Annotated in this window: 17 protein-coding genes; 11 read left to right on the top strand and 6 right to left on the bottom strand. The window is 49.5% G+C overall.

Going from position 1 to position 18,133, the window contains the following annotated elements; all coding sequences use genetic code 11:
• Positions 1-5: 5 nt before the first annotated feature.
• Positions 6-1,205 carry an MDR family MFS transporter gene (locus tag KNP06_RS02070; RefSeq protein WP_214710792.1) on the bottom strand — a complete coding sequence of 400 codons (1,200 nt, stop codon included), beginning with the start codon at positions 1,203-1,205 and terminating at the stop codon, positions 6-8.
• Positions 1,206-1,391: 186 nt separating this feature from the next.
• Positions 1,392-2,378 carry a metallophosphoesterase family protein gene (locus KNP06_RS02065; protein WP_214710793.1) on the bottom strand — a complete coding sequence of 329 codons (987 nt, stop codon included), beginning with the start codon at positions 2,376-2,378 and terminating at the stop codon, positions 1,392-1,394.
• Between the two features lie 121 nt (positions 2,379-2,499).
• Between KNP06_RS02065 and KNP06_RS02060 the strand changes: the two genes are divergently transcribed.
• The 3 genes from KNP06_RS02060 to KNP06_RS02050 all read left to right on the top strand — a co-directional run bounded on the left by KNP06_RS02060 (position 2,500) and on the right by KNP06_RS02050 (position 6,754).
• Positions 2,500-3,114: a flavodoxin family protein gene (locus tag KNP06_RS02060; RefSeq protein ID WP_214710794.1), complete on the top strand. Its 615-nt coding sequence runs from the start codon at positions 2,500-2,502 to the stop codon at positions 3,112-3,114.
• A 291-nt stretch (positions 3,115-3,405) separates the two neighbouring features.
• On the top strand, positions 3,406-5,763 hold the full coding sequence (locus tag KNP06_RS02055) for an Ig-like domain-containing protein (RefSeq protein WP_214710795.1): 2,358 nt from the start codon (positions 3,406-3,408) through the stop codon (positions 5,761-5,763).
• A 13-nt stretch (positions 5,764-5,776) separates the two neighbouring features.
• Positions 5,777-6,754, top strand: a complete 978-nt coding sequence (locus KNP06_RS02050) for an SH3 domain-containing protein (protein ID WP_214710796.1) — start codon at positions 5,777-5,779, stop codon at positions 6,752-6,754.
• Positions 6,755-6,785: 31 nt separating this feature from the next.
• On the opposite strand, the gene gnd is transcribed toward KNP06_RS02050, so the two are convergent.
• Both gnd and KNP06_RS02040 read right to left on the bottom strand, forming a co-directional pair.
• On the bottom strand, positions 6,786-7,667 hold the full coding sequence (gnd, locus tag KNP06_RS02045; protein ID WP_214710797.1) for a phosphogluconate dehydrogenase (NAD(+)-dependent, decarboxylating): 882 nt from the start codon (positions 7,665-7,667) through the stop codon (positions 6,786-6,788).
• Between the two features lie 60 nt (positions 7,668-7,727).
• Positions 7,728-7,940 (bottom strand): hypothetical protein, encoded by a 213-nt coding sequence (locus KNP06_RS02040; protein WP_214710798.1) that lies wholly within the window; start codon positions 7,938-7,940, stop codon positions 7,728-7,730.
• Between the two features lie 223 nt (positions 7,941-8,163).
• Here KNP06_RS02040 and KNP06_RS02035 point away from each other — a divergent pair, with 223 nt between their 5' ends.
• From KNP06_RS02035 to KNP06_RS02020, 4 genes are all read left to right on the top strand, one after another.
• Positions 8,164-9,114, top strand: a complete 951-nt coding sequence (locus KNP06_RS02035; protein ID WP_214710799.1) for an LCP family glycopolymer transferase — start codon at positions 8,164-8,166, stop codon at positions 9,112-9,114.
• Positions 9,115-9,185: 71 nt separating this feature from the next.
• The gene (locus KNP06_RS02030; protein ID WP_214710800.1) at positions 9,186-10,031 is read left to right on the top strand and encodes a YihY/virulence factor BrkB family protein; all 846 of its coding nucleotides are present in this window, start codon (positions 9,186-9,188) and stop codon (positions 10,029-10,031) included.
• A 104-nt stretch (positions 10,032-10,135) separates the two neighbouring features.
• Positions 10,136-11,059 (top strand): LCP family glycopolymer transferase, encoded by a 924-nt coding sequence (locus KNP06_RS02025; protein ID WP_214710801.1) that lies wholly within the window; start codon positions 10,136-10,138, stop codon positions 11,057-11,059.
• Between the two features lie 81 nt (positions 11,060-11,140).
• On the top strand, positions 11,141-12,337 hold the full coding sequence (locus KNP06_RS02020) for an alpha-amylase family protein (RefSeq protein WP_214710802.1): 1,197 nt from the start codon (positions 11,141-11,143) through the stop codon (positions 12,335-12,337).
• A gap of 40 nt (positions 12,338-12,377) precedes the next feature.
• On the opposite strand, the gene galE is transcribed toward KNP06_RS02020, so the two are convergent.
• On the bottom strand, positions 12,378-13,388 hold the full coding sequence (galE, locus tag KNP06_RS02015; RefSeq protein WP_214710949.1) for a UDP-glucose 4-epimerase GalE: 1,011 nt from the start codon (positions 13,386-13,388) through the stop codon (positions 12,378-12,380).
• A 42-nt stretch (positions 13,389-13,430) separates the two neighbouring features.
• Positions 13,431-14,609, bottom strand: coding sequence for a hypothetical protein (locus KNP06_RS02010; protein ID WP_214710803.1), 1,179 nt, complete (start codon positions 14,607-14,609; stop codon positions 13,431-13,433).
• A gap of 190 nt (positions 14,610-14,799) precedes the next feature.
• Here KNP06_RS02010 and KNP06_RS02005 point away from each other — a divergent pair, with 190 nt between their 5' ends.
• From KNP06_RS02005 to galU, 4 genes are all read left to right on the top strand, one after another.
• On the top strand, positions 14,800-15,531 hold the full coding sequence (locus tag KNP06_RS02005; RefSeq protein WP_214787697.1) for a YveK family protein: 732 nt from the start codon (positions 14,800-14,802) through the stop codon (positions 15,529-15,531).
• A complete protein-coding gene (locus tag KNP06_RS02000) occupies positions 15,524-16,240 on the top strand; it encodes a CpsD/CapB family tyrosine-protein kinase (protein ID WP_214710805.1) in 717 nt (238 codons plus the stop codon). Before KNP06_RS02005 ends, KNP06_RS02000 begins: the two co-directional genes overlap by 8 nt.
• A gap of 11 nt (positions 16,241-16,251) precedes the next feature.
• Entirely contained in the window at positions 16,252-17,016 is a 765-nt protein-coding gene (locus tag KNP06_RS01995) for a tyrosine-protein phosphatase (RefSeq protein ID WP_214710806.1), read from the top strand.
• Positions 17,017-17,192: 176 nt separating this feature from the next.
• The gene (gene galU, locus KNP06_RS01990; protein ID WP_251131536.1) at positions 17,193-18,116 is read left to right on the top strand and encodes a UTP--glucose-1-phosphate uridylyltransferase GalU; all 924 of its coding nucleotides are present in this window, start codon (positions 17,193-17,195) and stop codon (positions 18,114-18,116) included.
• The last annotated feature ends 17 nt before the right edge of the window (positions 18,117-18,133 follow it).

Genomic DNA, 18,133 nt, shown 5'->3' with positions numbered 1-18,133 from the left:
CGCGGTCATCCGTCTTGTTGCGTAAGTCGTTGGAATAATTTCGAATACAGCGCCATCCCGACGAGTGCCGACAGCAAGATGAGCGTGAACACGGCGAGCGGGGAGACGAAACCTGAGATGAGTACTGTGACTGGTGCGAGGAATTTGCCGATCGTGTTTTGAAGCGTATCGGCCGCGATGTATTGTCCGCGTGACTCGGCCGGGGCGTAGCGGCTGACGAAGCTCTGGCTGACCGGAGAGCGAATCAACTCGCCGAATGTGAACACGGTCGTGACGATGAGCAAATACCAGATGTTCGACGAGAAAGCGATGAGGAACGTCCCGAAGCCGGCGAGAAACGTCGACAACAGGAAGACGCGTCGTTCGTCCCACGCCCGGAACACGCGCGTGACGGGAATGATGAAGACGACGAACAAGAGGCCGTTATAGGCGACGAGCCAGCCGAACAGGATCGTGTTCGAGACATCGAACGTGGCCGGGGCCTGTTCAATCAAATAGACCGGTACATACACGTCGAGTTGCATGATGGGGATTAAGGCGAATACGCCGGCAATCAAATAGAGGCGGAACAACGGATCGCGCAGAATCGTCGCATACGAACGCCCTTGAGTGCGGAATGTTTTGGCGACCGTCTTCTCAGGTGAGCCCGGCCGTGTCTCATGGGTGAGCGCCGCGAGCAGCACCCCGTATCCGAACAGGACGAAGGCACAACCGAACAGGAGCGCCTGGCGATGCTCGAAGAAGAGGACCGCCCCGAGGATTGGACCGAGCACGGCGCCGATATTGTTCGACGCCATGAACGTCGCGAACACGTCCCGTAAATGTTCGGTCGGCACGAGGTCGGCGACCATGGCCGAGCTGGCCGGTTTATAGATCGCGCCCATGAAGCCGATGCCGATATAGGTGATGTAATCGACGTAGGCGTTCGTCGAGAAGGCGAAGGCGAGGAACAAGAACCCTTGCGCGAACGTCCCGACGAGCATGACGGGACGGCGTCCAATCTCGTCCGCGAGCGAACCACCGATTAAACTACCGATTAACAGGAACAGCGGCGGCACGACCATGAGCAGACCGGCCAGCTCGACGCCGAGCGACTGGGCGAAATAGACGGTGATGAACGGAAAGTACATCCAAAACAACAGATTGAACATCCCTTCGCCGAACAGGCGGACCTTCAAGTTGAGGTCCCAACGGTATGTTTCCATGAATGTCCTCCTTCAGTGGGCCTGTCTTCACTGTACGGATTCCAGTCGAGAAAGAATAGACTTATGTTGCGGGATTTGCTACGCTAAGAATAGAAAAAGCGAATATATAGGCGCTTGTTTGCGCTGTACCATAAAACGAACATACGTTTGTAAAATGACCCCCGATGTAGACATCGGGGGTCATTTTTATTGGGTCGTCTTCGTCGCCTTAAAACTGCGGGCGAAAAATTCCTCGAATCGTTCATCCTCTTTCAGCAACGTTCGTCCGGTCATCGACAGCCGGCGTGTCGGAAAACCGGTCGACCGGCTCGGTGTGACGAAATAATCATCAGGATAGGCGGTCAGCGTGGAGCGGACGAGCTCGCGTAACACCGCTTCGTCTTCTTCAACCCATTGTTCCGACGGCCCCTCGAGATTGTCGCGTGTGAGCAAGATGCATGACCCGTCCCGGATGAACGGATTGAAACTGAGCCGTCGCGTCTCTGGACCTGTGAATGGTCGAAACTCGTGTGTGATCCCTGAAAGAGTGACCTCCCCGATGACATAGCCGGTCGGCCACGCCTTGCCGCATCCGTCCCACACCGAGAAGACATGACCGGGATAGACGAGGTCGGCACCGCCACGTCGAGTGACCTCATAGCGATGATGATGACCGAGAGCGTAATAGCTGAACCCGAGCCGGGCGACGACGGATGCGGGAAATCGTTGTCGATCCCCGTGACCAAGGAAGATATTCGGGTACAGGTCGTCTCGCATCGGCGTCCTTGCGACATCCTCTTTCAACCCGGTCTGGTTCGTCTCACAGCTGAGCCCATAAATCGCGGCACCGAGCGCTTCATCGAAGACATAACCGGGTCGAAGGAAACTATGCACGTGCTCAATCTGACGCCAACAGTCGTCGTAAGCGAGCCGATTGATGTCATGGTCCCCGTATACCAAATAGACGGATGCACCGAGGGCGGTCCACGTCTTCAAATACGGTACGAAATCTTCCGGGTCGCTCACTTCGATGTCACCAGCGATGAGCACCGCCTTGATATTTTCATGTCGAATGACTTCCGCGATCTGGGCGAGCTTCTCAGCTTGGATGGGAAAACTGGTCCGTTCAGCCGTGATGGCATTCCCAGTATGTCTCGCATGGTGTAAATCGGCAATATGAATGAAACGTGTCATTGGCAAGTCCTCCCGAATCTGGTCTATCCTAATTTTCCCATGTGAAGGCAAGCGTGTCGACGAGATTAATCTTTCTACGGGCCGGGAACATTAAACTGTTGATTACTTAAGGAGGGATTCGATGAAAGCCTTATTCTTGAACTGTTCCTTGAAAGGCGGGGACACGACCTCGCATACGGAAGGATTGATGAAGGATATCATCCCGCACTTCGATAAGCTCGGGGTCGACTCGGAGATCGTCCGTGTCGTCGACTACAACGTCGCGTTCGGCGTGACCGAGGATGAAGGGGACGGGGATGCATGGCCCCAGATTTTTGAGAAAGTCAAAGCCGCCGACATCCTCATCATCGGGACACCGCTTTGGCTCGGCGAGAAGAGCAGCATCGCCACGCAAGTCATCGAGCGGTTGTATGGGGGCAGCGCTTTGACGAACGACAAAGGTCAGGCCATCTACTACAACAAGGTCGGCGGTGTCGTCGTGACGGGGAATGAGGACGGGGCGAAACATGCCTGTGCTTCGATCCTGTATGGCCTGTCACATATCGGCTTCACCGTCCCACCGAACGTCGACGCATATTGGGTCGGTGAGGCCGGACCGGGTGACTCGTACATCGATGCCGGGCGCGACAACGCCTTCACGAAAAAGAATGGACGCGTCATGGCGTACAACTTGTACCATTTCGCGAACCTATTGAAGCAGACGCCAATCCCGGCGGAAGGGAATACGATGGAGTGACATAATCCATCATTCCAATCTGTTAGCCTTCGATAAAACGAAAGAATTGACCTAAAAAGTATGCGCCGACGCATACTTTTTTATTTGTGCAAAATTAATAGCGTGAGTTGATTTTCTAAAAGGTTTACGTCAATTCAAAATATAGTACTTTCTCTCATAAAAATAACGCCCTCATATTGTGCAATATTAAAAATCTTACTGACCATATGCTTAAAAGTAAGATAATTGAACGATTGGGATTATTTATACTAAATGGAGAATGTATTATATGTAGAATGGAGCGTTAAATGAATGAACATGAAATTACTTCGCTTATTGTTACTGACAACTATTTTTTTATTAGGAACTTCTTTTATTGGTGAGCCTATTAAAGGTGCAACTGGGGACCAGGTTTCTCTCGTATCAATGAAAGCATCAGGAAAAACGTTCTCCTCTAGCTATGTTAAGACGGATATTACTCTTAAGTTAGATAAACCAACCGAACTAGGGATTCTAGAGGTTGAGGCGGAGTTACAGAACGTACAATCTCCGAAAGAAACAGAGACTGTGTTTGCATATCCGAACATGGATGGACTTGAACTTACAGTCGATTTAGAAAGTTGGAATTTTCAAGCGGAAGGTGATTGGATTCTGTCACGTTTAATCGTTCGAGATGAGAACGGTGGCGAACATCAGTTGGATCTCTCGCGTGTAGCTGACAAAAAAGTGTTCACACTCGTGTTTCCAAAACCGAAATTAACAAAAGTGGACGGAATCTCAAAAACGTTGGACGTCACTCAGTTGAACAGAGTGAAATCTTTCTTCATGACCATTGACTTGGACGGATTGAAGGTACCGACGGATCCGATGAGCCTTATTTTGGAGAACAAACAAGCCAAGGAAGAATTTTATCTGACGCCTGTCTATCATGCGGAGAAAAAACAGTTTGAAGTTGATTTGAGTGACCAAGATTTAAACGAATGGAATGCAATCGGGACGTGGAGTCTAAAAAGAGTCTCGTTCTATGATGACGAGACGAATCATCGCTATGAGGTTCAACTACCCATCAACTTGAAACCTGTGTTTCAAGTCACTCCAGATACCACCTTGCCTGTCTTTAAGAGTGTAAAGATGGTACATTCCAAGACAAAAGACTCGCAATTGGTCGTTCAAGCAGACGACAACAGCGGCTTTTTCAAGGTGAAAGCAACGTTCAAACACTTGCCGAGCGGGATTACAAAAACGCTGGAGCCTTGGGAAGGACGTTCGAAAATAGCAAAGGTGGATTTGAATCGTCGAGACTTCGGAATGGCTGGTAAATGGGAATTGATTGGTCTTGATGTCATCGATATGTATGACAATGTGCTTACAGTGAAATCGATTCCGAAAGGGTTGGCGATGGCGTTTGAAGAGTACGACGTCACCTCCAGGAATTGGGTCGTGACGAGCGGAACGGTCAACTTGACGAAACTGTTTGAAGAAAACCGGTATATCGAACGGATCATCGTGCTTGAAGGAGCCACATTGATTGTGAATGCAGACGTAACCTTACCGATTCATGCCTATGGGACGGTCATCGTGGAGAAAGGGAAGCGCGTAAAAGAGACGGTATATGCCAAACAATTCAAATCAGGAACCGGTAAACTAGCCGGCACGGTGTATTTAAAAGGGAACAATACGATCAAAAAGCGTGTCGTGACAAAAACACCATATAACCTGGGGCTTGTCGAACTAAGTAAAGGGATTTCATTAAATGAGGACAAGAAGACGTTCAATCTAAAAGGACTAGCCTTACCGGGCACTAAAGCAATCAAGATTGATGGTAAGACCGTCGCAGTTCAGAAAAATGGAACGTTTGCGATGAAGGGATTAATCGCCAGAGGGAAACTCGTCACCATCGAAGTGACTGATCGCTATGGAAAGAAGCATATATCGAAACATAAAGTATATGATTATAAGCCGGCGACAGCGAAGTTTGATTTAAAACCCGGAATCTATAAAAAAGGGACCGTCTTGAAGGTCACCGCGACAAAGGATGCGGAAATCATTTATAACGGATTCAAGCCAGGCGATATGTATGCGTACGTCGGAGGCTTCTACCAGGGTGGGATTCCGCTTCTTACGTCTTTGATGTACGAAATACAATTAAGTGACCCTGTATTTGGGAAAGTCATTCGAGGACCAAAAGGTGAATTTGCCGTTCTTGATGTGAAGCCGGTCTCGAATCTAGATCGCGCCATCACTGGAGTGACGAAACCTAAAACAGTCATCACCGTCCGGGTAAACAGTAAAACGTATACCGCCACTGCGGATTCGAAAGGAAAGTTCGCGGTCAATGTTTCCCTAAAGCAGGCGAAAACTTACACCATTCAAGCTGTAAATGGCAAATTGGAGAGCCCACTTTATACGACGGCTATCGTCGATAAAATTGCTCCGGCAAAAGCGACAGTGAACGCCGTCACAGCCAAGTCTGGCGTTGTTCAAGGGAAAGCGGAACCGAAAGCGACGGTCGTTGTCACCTATGGCAAAAAAACGATGCAAACGAAGGTGACGGACAAAGGGACTTATAAGCTCACCTTTAAAGGCTTGAAAAAGGGAACAACTCTATCCGTTCGGGTAAAGGATGCGGCGGGTAACCTGTCACCGTCTGTGAAGCAGTTGATTAAATAAGGAGGATAGACAAGTGAATAAAATCATGACTTATGTCATTGCATTGATGATCGTGCTCGCCACATTAACCCCGATTACTTCGACCGTGGATGCTGCGACGACGACATTAACGTCCTATCAAACGAAGACTGCCGTGTATTTACGGTCGACCGCCTCCTATAAAGGGAAGCAACTCATTCTCATACCCAAGCAAAAGGTGGTCACGTATGTCGCCAAGAAAGGAAGTTGGGTACAGGTCCGTTATGCAAATCGGACGGGCTATGTGAACGAGCAGTCGCTCACGCGTAAAGTTCGAAAAGGTGTGGCGTTGAAGCCGACTCCTTATGTGACTCAACGCCAAGTCATTGTTTATTCGCGGGTCGACGCACATAAAAAACAAGTCTTCACGTTGAAGAAAGGGACGACCGTCACCGTGAATGAACAGTTGGCAGGTTACTACAAAATTCGCTACGGCAACAAAACCGGATGGGTCGCTTCAAAAAACATGAAGAAGGCGACGGTGGTAAAACCGAAACCCATCAAGAAAACACCATTTTTACCGAAACAACAATCAATGGCTTATTTAAAGAACTATAAGAGCGCCACGGAGAATCGTTTCTTGTTTACAATTAAATCTGAACACGGGTATCAGTTTGTAAACTCGCATCTATTTCAAACGACTGTTCCAATGGATGAATACTTATTTGTCATCGGGGGATATGACAAATCGAAATTGAGTTCGCTCATGTTTGTGCGTTCACGCTATGATAAATATCCTACCGGACAAGCCGCGGGGGACGAAGCGGTGCATGCTGGATTGGCAGGTTTCTTCGGTGAAGGGACGAAAGAGACGGAAGCGTTGCTCAAACTGTACGCCCAGCACAAGAACTTCACAAAGAATGAAGTTATTCCGATTACAATCGGGGGTCAGAAAGGAATCTTATTGTTATGGGAGAAGCGAATCGAGTTTATCTTTGACTACGATGGGGATTTGCCAATCATCCGAATCTAAAAGAGGGGGACGCGATGCGTCTCCCTCTTTCTCATTTCTTCTCCACCGCATGGCCGCCGAACTCGTTCCGCAGGGCGGCGACAACTTTTCCGGAGAACGTGTCCTCTTCGAGCGAACGTTGCCGCATCATGAGCGACATGGCGATGACGGGTGCCGGCACGCCGTACTCGAGCGCCGTCTCGACCGTCCATTTGCCTTCGCCCGAGGCATGCATAATCCCTTTAATATCATCGAGCTTTGCATCCTTATGGAACGCGCTCTCGGTTAGCTCCATCAGCCACGAGCGGACGACCGAGCCGTGGTTCCAGACGCGGGCGACTTGCTCGTGGTCGTACTCGAACGGGCTCTTCTCAAGAATCTCGAACCCTTCGGCGATCGCTTGCATCATCCCATACTCGATGCCGTTATGAATCATCTTCAAGAAGTGGCCACTGCCACTCGGCCCGGCATACAAATAGCCGTTGTCCGTCGACACGTCGCGGAACAACTCCTCGATTTTACCGAACGCCTCCAAATCCCCGCCAATCATCGTACAGGCGCCATGCCGCGCCCCTTCCATGCCACCACTCGTTCCGACGTCGAAGAAGTAGATGAGCTTGTCTTTGAAGTGCTCGGCCCGTCGCATCGATTCTTTATAGTTTGAATTGCCGCCATCAATGACGATATCCCCTGGTGACAACAATGCGTGCAAGTCGTTCAGGACGTGCTCGGTCACTTCGCCCGCCGGCACCATCACCCAGATGACGCGTGGCGCCTTCAGCCCCTCGACGACTTCTTCAAGCGACTGTTTCGTCTCGAACTGGCTCGTCGACACGTTGCCCGGGTCGTAGCCGAGCACATGGTGCCCACCGTCCGTCAAATTGAGCGCCAAGTTCAACCCCATCTTCCCAAGTCCGATCATCCCTAATTCCATATCGCTTCACCCCGTTCGTTGATTTGGTTTCCTATAAGGGTTACCCGAAATAGACGGACTTCAAAAGAAGGATGGGACGTCGTCAATCCGGTAAGCGAGAATCGTGTTCGGGTTAAGAATGTGAGCATCGCCTATTTGCAGGCTTTCTCCATTTTTACTCGCCTCAAGTAGAATCCGTTCAAAGTTGGATGTCACAGCCTCGCTGGTGTCACCTCGTAGTTCGAAAGAAATCAATTGATGATTTGGTAAATAGCAAGTGATGGTAAAGCTCATCAAAATTCGCTCCTTCACGTTGACATAAGGTTTAATATGGATAGACCTTTATAAATTATACACTCCATTAAAAACAGAATCCTAAAAATGAATAAAATGACTAATCTATAAGAAAGCGCTCCAAATACTGACCGATACATTAAAAAATGTAAATCGCTTGACAGATTTACGTGGTAAAATACAAGTTATGACATAGAATAAATTGCGAAAGGTGTTAAACCATATGGAATCAGAAAAGAGACGCGTCAAGAAAAGTCGTCGTAAGAAATCACGCGCGAAAAAAATCGCATTCATCGTAGCGGGAGTGCTAGGGATGATGTTGCTCCTCGGGGGCGGGTTAGTGGCTTATCTTTACAATCAAGTGGACTCGACGGTCAATCGGATCAATGAGTCGTCGGGCCTGAGCAAGGAACGGATGAACAAAAAAACAATTGCAGAGAAAAAACCGATCTCGGTCCTTCTTCTCGGTGTCGACCGACGTGCCGATGAGCAGGGACGCAGTGACTCAATCATCGTCATGACCCTCAATCCGAACAAAGATCAGAGTGCCATGCTCAGCATTCCCCGTGATACGAAGACGGAGATCGTCGGCAAAGGGGTGGCTGATAAAATCAACCATGCTTATGCATTCGGTGGAGCAGAAATGGCGCTTGACACGGTCGAGAACTTCCTTGGAATCCCGATTGACTACGTAGCCGAAGTAGATATGAAAGGTTTCCAAGATGCGGTCGATTTATTCGGCGGTGTGGAAGTGACAAATGACCTTGCCTTCGAATCAGGCGGATACACATTCAATCCAGGCGTACAAACATTGAACGGAGCGGAAGCGTTAGCGTTCACACGGATGCGCTACGATGACCCACGTGGCGACTTTGGTCGTCAAGAACGTCAACGCGCTGTCATCACGGGCATCGTCAATGAAGGGGTCAATGACTTCTCACTGTCGAAGTTCACGAATATGCTCGACGTCCTGGGGAACAATGCCAAAACGAACATCACGTTCAAAGAGTTGCGCACGTTGTCGACCGAATACACGGCGGCGTTTAAAAACCAAGATGTTTTAAGATTGGAAGGACAAGGCGGTAAAGAAGGGGACGGGATTTATTACTGGCGCCCGTCGAGCACGTCTTTGGGCGAGGTCAGATCTTACTTGGCTGAATTGATGGAACAATAATGTATTGCCTCATCCAAATCGGATGAGGCATTTTAATTTGTGTCATAATAAATAGAAAAGGGGTGACCCGAGTGCTCGACCGCCTAATCCGCCTCGTCATCGACGTTCGCCATCGGTTCAAAGACCACCATATCAACGACTATAGCGCGACGCTCGCCTTCTTTTGGTTTCTAGCCATCTTCCCGACGTTCGTCCTCTTGTTCGCCGTCATGGCGTGGTTCGGGATTGACGATGCATTGTTGATCGAACAGATCGAGATTCTCATTCCGGGTTCGAGCGTGCGGGACATGCTGTCGATCGTCTATGACGTCAGCGGCAACATCAACGCCGGCCTCGTCTCGATCGGGGCCATCATCGCCGTCTGGTCGGCATCGAACGGGACGGCCCGTCTCGTCAAGCTGACCGTGTTCGCTTACGGGGAGACGGAGGCCCGGAGCTACGTCGTCCGCCGGTTGATCGGTCTGCTCACGCTCAGCGCCTTCAGCATCGGGGCCGTTATCTTGATCGTGTTCCATATTTTCGGTCGTGAGTTCGTCGAGCTCATGTATACGTGGTTCCCTCGGCTCGAAGACTTCGATCGATTGGCGACGCTCACCCGCTATACGGTGTCGACCATCATCCTCATCTTCGCGTTCTCCATGTTCTATAAGATTGCCCCGCAACAACACGTTAAATTCACGGAGACGCTCCCTGGTGCCGTCTTTGCCGTCATCTCCTGGCAGATGTTGTCGACAGGTTATAGCGTCTATGTCGACCAGTTCTCGATGTTCGGCGATACGTACGGGACGATTGGTATCGTCATCCTACTGCAAATCTGGTTCTACTTGACGGCGGCGACGATGCTGCTCGGGGCCGAGATCAATGCGGCCTGGCCGGACCATATGAGGCGTACCCGTTACAAGACGCATTTCCCATGAAAATCGAAAAGATATGGGTAGCATTTTTTGACAACATGCTATAATACAACACGTGAAGCGGGAAAAACATCCATATCTATAGATTTTTGAAAGCAGGTGCACGCATGGCGAGACATAAGAAGAAATCACACTGGAAAAAGGTGTTGGCGATCACGCTCGGCGTCATGGCAATTTTCCTTGTCGCCGGCGGTCTGTTCGTCTGGTCGATGTACCGGGACGTCAACGAGACGGTGACGAAAGTGAACGACAACTTGGAAATCAGTGAAGAACGGAAACAAGTCGAGACGATCGAACAGAAAGAATCGGTGTCGGTATTACTGCTCGGGATTGACCGCCGCGACGGCGAACAGGGACGGAGTGACTCGATCATCGTCATGACGCTCAACCCGACGACGGACGAAGGCGCGATGCTCAGCATCCCGCGCGATACGAAGACGGAGATCGTCGGCAAAGGTATGAATGATAAAATCAACCATGCCTACGCCTTCGGTGGGGCCGAGATGGCGATGAACACGGTCGAAGGGTTACTCGATATCCCGATCGATTACGTCGTCGAGGCGGACATGGAGGCGTTCACCGAGGTCGTCGATGCGCTCGGTGGCATCACGGTGACGAACAACTTCGCGTTCTCGTCGGACGGCTACTCGTATCCGGTCGGCCAAGTCGATTTGAACGGTGCCTCGGCGTTGTCATACGCCCGCATGCGTTACGACGATCCGAACGGTGACTTCGGTCGCCAGGAGCGGCAACGCGCCGTCGTCGCGGCCATCGTCGAGAAGGGGCGTTCCGATTTCTCGGTCGACAAAGTGACGAAGTTGCTCGACGTCGCCGGCAACCGTGCCAAGACGAACATCGAGTTCAATGAGCTCGTGACGTTGTCGACGGACTATATGAAGGCGTTCCGTAACGCCAGCACGCTCCGCATCGAAGGGGCGGGCGGTCTGGAGTCGGACGGCATCTATTACTGGCATCCGAATGAAGCCTCGCTCGCCGATGTCCAAGCGGAGTTACAGCGCTTGATGAACTGAGTCGTCCTTAGGGACGGCTTTTTTTGCGTTTCAAAATCGTGTATCGGTGGGACTGATAAAGAGACACTGAGGAGGGATCACATGCTTTGGGAAACTGTTGAACCGATCATCAACCGATTAGAAGACGACCATACATCGGAGGACTGGCAGGAGCTGTTCATGAAGTGGGATGGTCATCATTGGCACGACGGGGAAGGTGTGAGCGAGAAGACGAGCGTGCTCATGATTGACGCCAACGCCGTCACGACGGATGGGAGCCCGGACTTGGACGCACTTCATGACTTGTTGAAGGAACACGTCCAAGCGTCCATCAGCGACTTGTATCTCGTCTCGCTCTTCCCGTACCCGGCCAAACCGACCGATACGGCCATCAACCCGCATATCCGGTTATATGAGGACCTCGGACGCTTCAAGCATGAGTTCGAGCTCATGTATGACACCGAACCCGACGTCTATAACGAGTTACAGTTCAATCTGCTCGAGGAGACGGATGCCTTTATCGAGCGGCTCGCTCAAGGTGCGACGAAGCTGCGCGTCCACGTCCAGTCGTTCCGGGGCATGCCGGAAGAAAGTATCCAGCGCGTCATTTCGCTCTGGCATACGGTGTTCCATCACTACAAGCCACACGGGCAATTGATTCTCGCCTATGAAGGAGACGTCCAGGAACTTGGCTCGTATGTCAGCGTCGCCGACGCCATCTGTCACTTCGACCTTGCGTCGCACACGATGCTCGCCTTCGCGCAAGGCGATGCCAAAAAGCTGTCCGACTGGGCGAACCGGATCGAGGCGCCCGAGGAAGGGAAGACGTACTTCAACTTCTTATCGATCCACGAGCGCGACCCGTTCGAGAAGAACTTAATCGAGCCGAGCGTCGATATGATTCTTGCGGCACACAGCATCCTGTTCTCGCTCCAAGGCATCCCGACCGTCGATTACCGAACACTGCTCGGTGTCGAGGCACCGGTCGACCACGATGCGCTCATCCAAGAGCTGAAGACGAATCCGTACCGCCTGCAAGTATTCTCCGGCATCATCAGCCAGTTGAATGTCAAACGGACGCACCCGGCGTTCTCACCTTATGCCGAGCAGCGAATCGATACGTCTGATAAGCGCGTCTTCACGGTCGAGCGGAAAGGCGGAGGGGAGACGCTCATGCTGTATACGAACGTCAGCAATGAGCGAATAAACGTACAGACGAGCGGGACGAACTTGTTCACGGGTGAGCCGATTGAGACGATTGAACTCCAAGCGTACGGCTACGTTTGGGTGAAACAATGAAAAAAGCGAATCTCCATCCTAGATGGGGACTCGCTTTTTATTATCGGTAACCGTTTGGGTTGTTCGATTGCCAGTTCCAAGCGTCGCGGCACATGGCGCGGACGTCATGCTTCGCTTCCCAGCCGAGCACACGTTTCGACTTCGATGGATTGGCGAAACAGGTGGCGATATCGCCCGGACGACGTGGTGTCACTTTGTACGGGACAGCTTTCCCACTCTCGGCCTCGAACGCCTGGACGAGGTCGAGGACGCTATAGCCGGTACCGGTCCCGAGGTTGAATGCCTCGGCCCCTGTGTGGTCCATGACGTAATCGAGCGCCTTCAAGTGACCATCGGCCAAGTCGACGACGTGGATGTAGTCGCGGACGCCGGTGCCGTCCGGCGTGTCGTAGTCGTCACCGAACACGCTCAATTCGTTTAAGCGGCCGACGGCGACTTGTGTGATGTACGGCATCAGGTTGTTCGGGATATCGAACGGGTCTTCGCCGATTCGGCCAGACTCATGCGCACCGATTGGGTTGAAATAGCGTAGTAGGGCGATACTCCATGATGGATCGGCAACCGATACATCACGCAGTATGTCTTCAATCATTAATTTCGTCCGACCATACGGGTTCGTCGCGCTGAGCGGGAACGACTCGTCGATCGGCGTCGTTTCCGGCAAGCCATAGACGGTGGCCGATGAGCTGAAGACGATTCGTTTCACGCCGTGATCGGTCATAGCATGAAGCAATACGGTCGTGCCGACGACGTTGTTCTCATAATAACGGAGTGGCTCGGATACAGACTCGCCGACAGCTTTCAATCCCGCGAAATGGATGACGGCATCGATTGAATGTTCGGTAAAGATGTCGTCGAGTAACGTTCGATCTAAAATATCACCTTCATAAAAAGTGACCGGTCGGTTTGCCAGTGCCTCGACGCGTCGTAACGCCTCGAGGTTACTGTTGGATAAATTATCAATCACGACGACATCGTGACCGGCCTCGAGCAATTGAAGGGTGGTATGGGTGCCGATATAACCGGCTCCGCCGGTTACGAAGAGTGTCATTTTTTTTAGTTCCAATCGTATCATATCCTTCCAAAGTCTAAGTTAACGATTTGTCGTGGTAAGACGAATGCGGTTTTGTCCCGTAGCGCCAACGAACAAACGGAGCGAATAGCTCGGACTTTCATAGACGAGTGCATCGTCCGTTTCAATTTGTGAGGCCCCGAGGTTTGCGAACGTCTCGCGTGATACGTCTGTGTTCGTCCAATCGATGGCGACAATTGTCTCTTGTTGGACAATGAAAAAGCCGTTTGGATAGAACAAATATTCATTTAAAACGTCCCCGTCCGTACTCATCGGTTCGCCAAGCGTGTCGAGTAACTCTTGTTTCGGCATCCCGAAATAAGAAGTTGGACTATTTGGCAGCCATTCGTTGTTTACGTTTACGTCGATCCAATCGATGAGCTGTGCGTCTGTCAACACAGGTGCAGGCCATTCGGTCGTCGTTTGGTTTAATGGGGCCCATGCCGTCGTATTACCCAATTTCACTTCGGCATATGCATCGTCCTCTGACACGACCTCGTAGCGATCACCGATATCACCGATATAAGCCACTTCGGTTCCGTCAATATCCGTCAAAAGATTGACATTTTTTTCAGCCAACCATAGTTGACGACTCGGCGTTTCTTCGATGACTGGTTCGTCCTCTGCGACAGGGGTAGGTGTCACTTCTTTGATGTTTACTGGTTCTTCTTCCGCCACAAAAAACGATGTTGCGTAAGGATATCCGATATAGGCGCCACCTGCTAGCAGGAGGACGAGTAGAGCGGCGACAAGTGTTTTTATGCCGCGTCGCTTTGATCGGGCCGGTTGAATATCCGCCGGATAATAATGAGCACGCTCCGCCCGAGATGGAACTGGTTTTTCTGGGACATATCTAGGCTTGGTCGTCTCCTTCGGAACTTTGACCGGTTCAGGTTTTGGAGCGATCACCGGTTCTTCACTTTGAACGTCTTCTTGTTTATGAAGACAATTTTCCAAAAGACCTATGTAATATGCGAGGAACGCCTCGTCTTTCTCTTCGCCTCGCAACCAAGCCTCAAAGTCCTCCGCCGTTTTGGTGGATAGGGCGTTTGATGTGAGCGCCTCGTTCGTGAGTTCGATATAAGAGGTGGCTAACGTTTTGCCTTCCCCTAAACTCGTTTTAATTTTCTGGTGTAACTCGAATCGTTTCGTCCTATCGATTGTCAAATGCAGATGAAGCAATCGTTCGCTATGATGCACGGGTTCTCCCCCTTTTGTTAAGTTCTTCCTAATGAATTTTAGCAGATTCTCCATCCAAAAAAACCAAAATTTTAAAAATGAGTCATCATCGCTAAAAAAATTTGCTATAATACTGTTTGTTGTCAGTAACTAATATTAACTGCGGTATTTTTCCAAGGAAATAACCGTCAAAGGAGTATGCGAACGTATTATGAAAGAAGAAACGATTTCGATTGGAGAATTGTTCTCCATCCTCAAACGCAACAAAGGTACCATTATCAGTCTCACCGTCATCGCCGCCCTTATCTCATTTCTAGTGAGTTCATTTATTATTCAACCGACATACGAAGCGTCGACCCAAGTATTGGTCGCGCCGAAGGAAACGCAAAATAATATGATTGACAGCAGTCAAGTCCAGTCGTCAGTCGCGCTCGTCAACACATACCGGGTCATCATTCAAAGCCCGACGATTTTAGAACAAGTTCAAAATAACGTAACCGGGTCTCCAGAAAACATCAGTGATTTGATTACGGTCAATAGTGAACAGAACTCGCAAGTCATCAACATTAAAGTGCAACATACAAACCCTGTGCTCGCCACAGATATCGCGAATGAAATCAGTACAGTATTCTCGACAGAAGTAAGTGAACTCATGAGCGGGGTGGATAACGTAAAAGTATTATCGGCCGCTTCTGTTCCTGCGAATCCCGTGAAACCGAATATCTTGCTCAATACGGCAATCGCCACAGTTTTAGGAGCAATGATCGGGATTGCAATCGCATTCTTGAAAGTCGTGCTCGATCGTCGCATTAAAACTGAACAAGATGTCGAGACGGTTCTTGAATTGCCTGTCCTCGGTTCGATTCCGGTCATCGATCGGAATGAAATGCGAGCTGCCCGTAAAAATGGTGTAGAGATGAAAGGTGAACGTGCCCATGTTTAAGTTTGGAAAACGAAAAAATGTCAACACACAATATGATAAGACGGGACGTGACTTGATCACGCTCCACAAACCGAAATCACCGATTTCAGAGCAATATCGTACGATTCGGACGAACTTGGAATTCACGGCTGTCGATGACGAACTGCGCACGATTGTCGTGACATCGTCGACATCTGGTGAAGGCAAGTCGACCACAGCCTCGAACCTGGCTGTGGTCTACGCACAACAAGGGAAACGCGTCTTATTGATGGACTGCGATATGCGCCGTCCGACCGTTCACTTTACGTTCCGTCTGCCGAACGGCATAGGCGTATCGAGCGTCTTGGCGAAAAAGACGACACTCGAAAAGACGGTACACGAGACGAAAGTCGAAGGACTTCATTTGTTGTCGGCCGGTCCGATTCCGCCGAACCCGTCAGAACTACTATCTTCAAAAATGATGACTCGCTTGATCGAGGAAGCGAAAGAAAAGTATGATGTCATTATTTTGGACGCACCACCGATGATGCAAGTTGCGGACACACGGATCTTGGCCCGCGATGCAGACGGTGTCGTGCTTGTCGTCGGCTGTGACAAGTCAGACCGTAATATGGTATTGAAAGCGAAAGAGCAGCTTGTTATGGCGGATGCCCATATTTTAGGAGTTGTTTTGAACCGACGTGAGCCACAAGGTACGGATGACCAGTATTATTACTACGCGTATGAATAAGGAGCAGTCTCATGATTGATATTCATTGTCATATATTACCTGCCGTCGATGACGGAGCTCAAAATGTGGATGTTGCGATTGCGATGGCCAAACGAGCGGTGGAAGAGGGCGTGACGGATTTGATTGTCACGCCTCACGCGTTTCATCCGCAATTTGACACGAAAGAATTGGATGTTCGACACGCGGTCGACCAACTGCAACGGATCTTAACATTAGAAGGCGTTTCCCTCAAACTCCATCCGGGACAAGAGATTCGGATCTTTGGAGGTTTGTTGGACGCACTGAACGACGGTACTGCCTTGACGTTGGCGGATTCCCGTTATGTTCTCGTTGAGTTTCCGAGCGACAGTGTCCCAGGTTACGCAGAGCAATTGTTCTTTAACATGCAGGCAGAAGGATTTGTGCCGATCATCGCACACCCGGAACGAAACAAGGAGTTTGCGACGAACCCGAAACGTTTAGTCGATTTTGTATCGTCTGGTGCGTTATCTCAGGTAACGACAGGTAGTTTGGTGGGGAAATTTGGGAAGACTGTACAGGAATTATCGCTCCTGTTCCTACGTAATGGCTTAAGCCAATTAGTCGCGTCAGATGCGCATAGTGTCGGTGGGCGTACATTTTACTGGGATGATTCACAAGTTTCGCTTGAAAAACTAGATGACCCGATATTGGTCGACAACATTCTTCAAAATGGCCAATCCGTTTTGAACGACACTTTTGTCTATGTGGATCCGCCAATCATGCCTACTAAATCATGGCGTGGAAAGTGGAAATAACGTTTTGGAAAACATATTATTCGCAAAATGTCGACACATGTCGAACGAATTAGGTTTATTTTCCTATTAAGTAGGTTTTTGAATCAGGACAAAAATGGTACTCTTAACTTATAAATTCAAAAAAAGGATGTATATTGCATCCTTTTTTAATTGGAAAAATATACACTTACTCATATATGAAGGTGGCGTTTAAATTGAGTATAAAAAAAGTAAAAAAAGCGGTTATTCCAGCAGCTGGGTTAGGCACACGTTTTTTACCAGCAACAAAAGCTATGCCGAAAGAGATGTTACCAATCGTAGATAAGCCGACAATTCAATACATAATTGAAGAAGCTATCGAATCGGGCATCGAAGATATCTTGATTGTGACTGGCAAAGGTAAGCGCGCAATTGAAGATCATTTTGATTCTGTGCCAGAACTTGAACAACAATTGATTGAAAAAGGAAAATCGGAATTTTTAAAGCTCGTGGAGGAGACAACCAACATTAATATTCATTTCATCCGACAATCAAAACCGATGGGACTAGGTCATGCGGTACTTCAAGCGAAAGCATTCGTCGGGAATGATCCGTTTGTCGTCATGTTGGGTGATGATATCGTACAGGCAGAAATCCCATGTACGAAACAGTTGATTGAACAGTACAATAAGACGGAAAGCTCGATTATTGGTGTACAACCGGTGTCTCGCGATGTGACACACCGTTATGGAATCGTTGATCCTCAAGCATCACTTGAAGGTGGATTACACAAAGTAGAGTCGTTTGTTGAGAAGCCGGCTCCAGGAACAGAACCTTCAAACTTGGCAATTCTAGGCCGCTATTTGTTCACGCCACAAATTTTCAAATTTTTAGAGACACAAGAGCCCGGAGCGGGTGGTGAGATTCAATTAACAGATGCGATTACACGCTTGAATGAAGTACAACGTGTCTATGCCTATGAATTTGTCGGGAAACGTTATGACGTAGGTGAAAAATTGGGTTTTATTCGTACTACTATTGAATTTGCATTAAATAGACCAGATTTAGAGCAACCAGTTTTAAATATTTTGAAAGAAATCTTAGGAAATTATGAAGGGGAGGTCGTTAGTAAATGGAATTGATGGAAAGGGACTTAGAA

The sequence above is a fragment of the Exiguobacterium sp. s21 genome, from assembly GCF_018617975.1.
Taxonomy (GTDB): Bacteria; Bacillota; Bacilli; order Exiguobacteriales; family Exiguobacteriaceae; genus Exiguobacterium; species Exiguobacterium mexicanum_A.
This window is presented reverse-complemented; position numbering and strand designations above follow the sequence as displayed.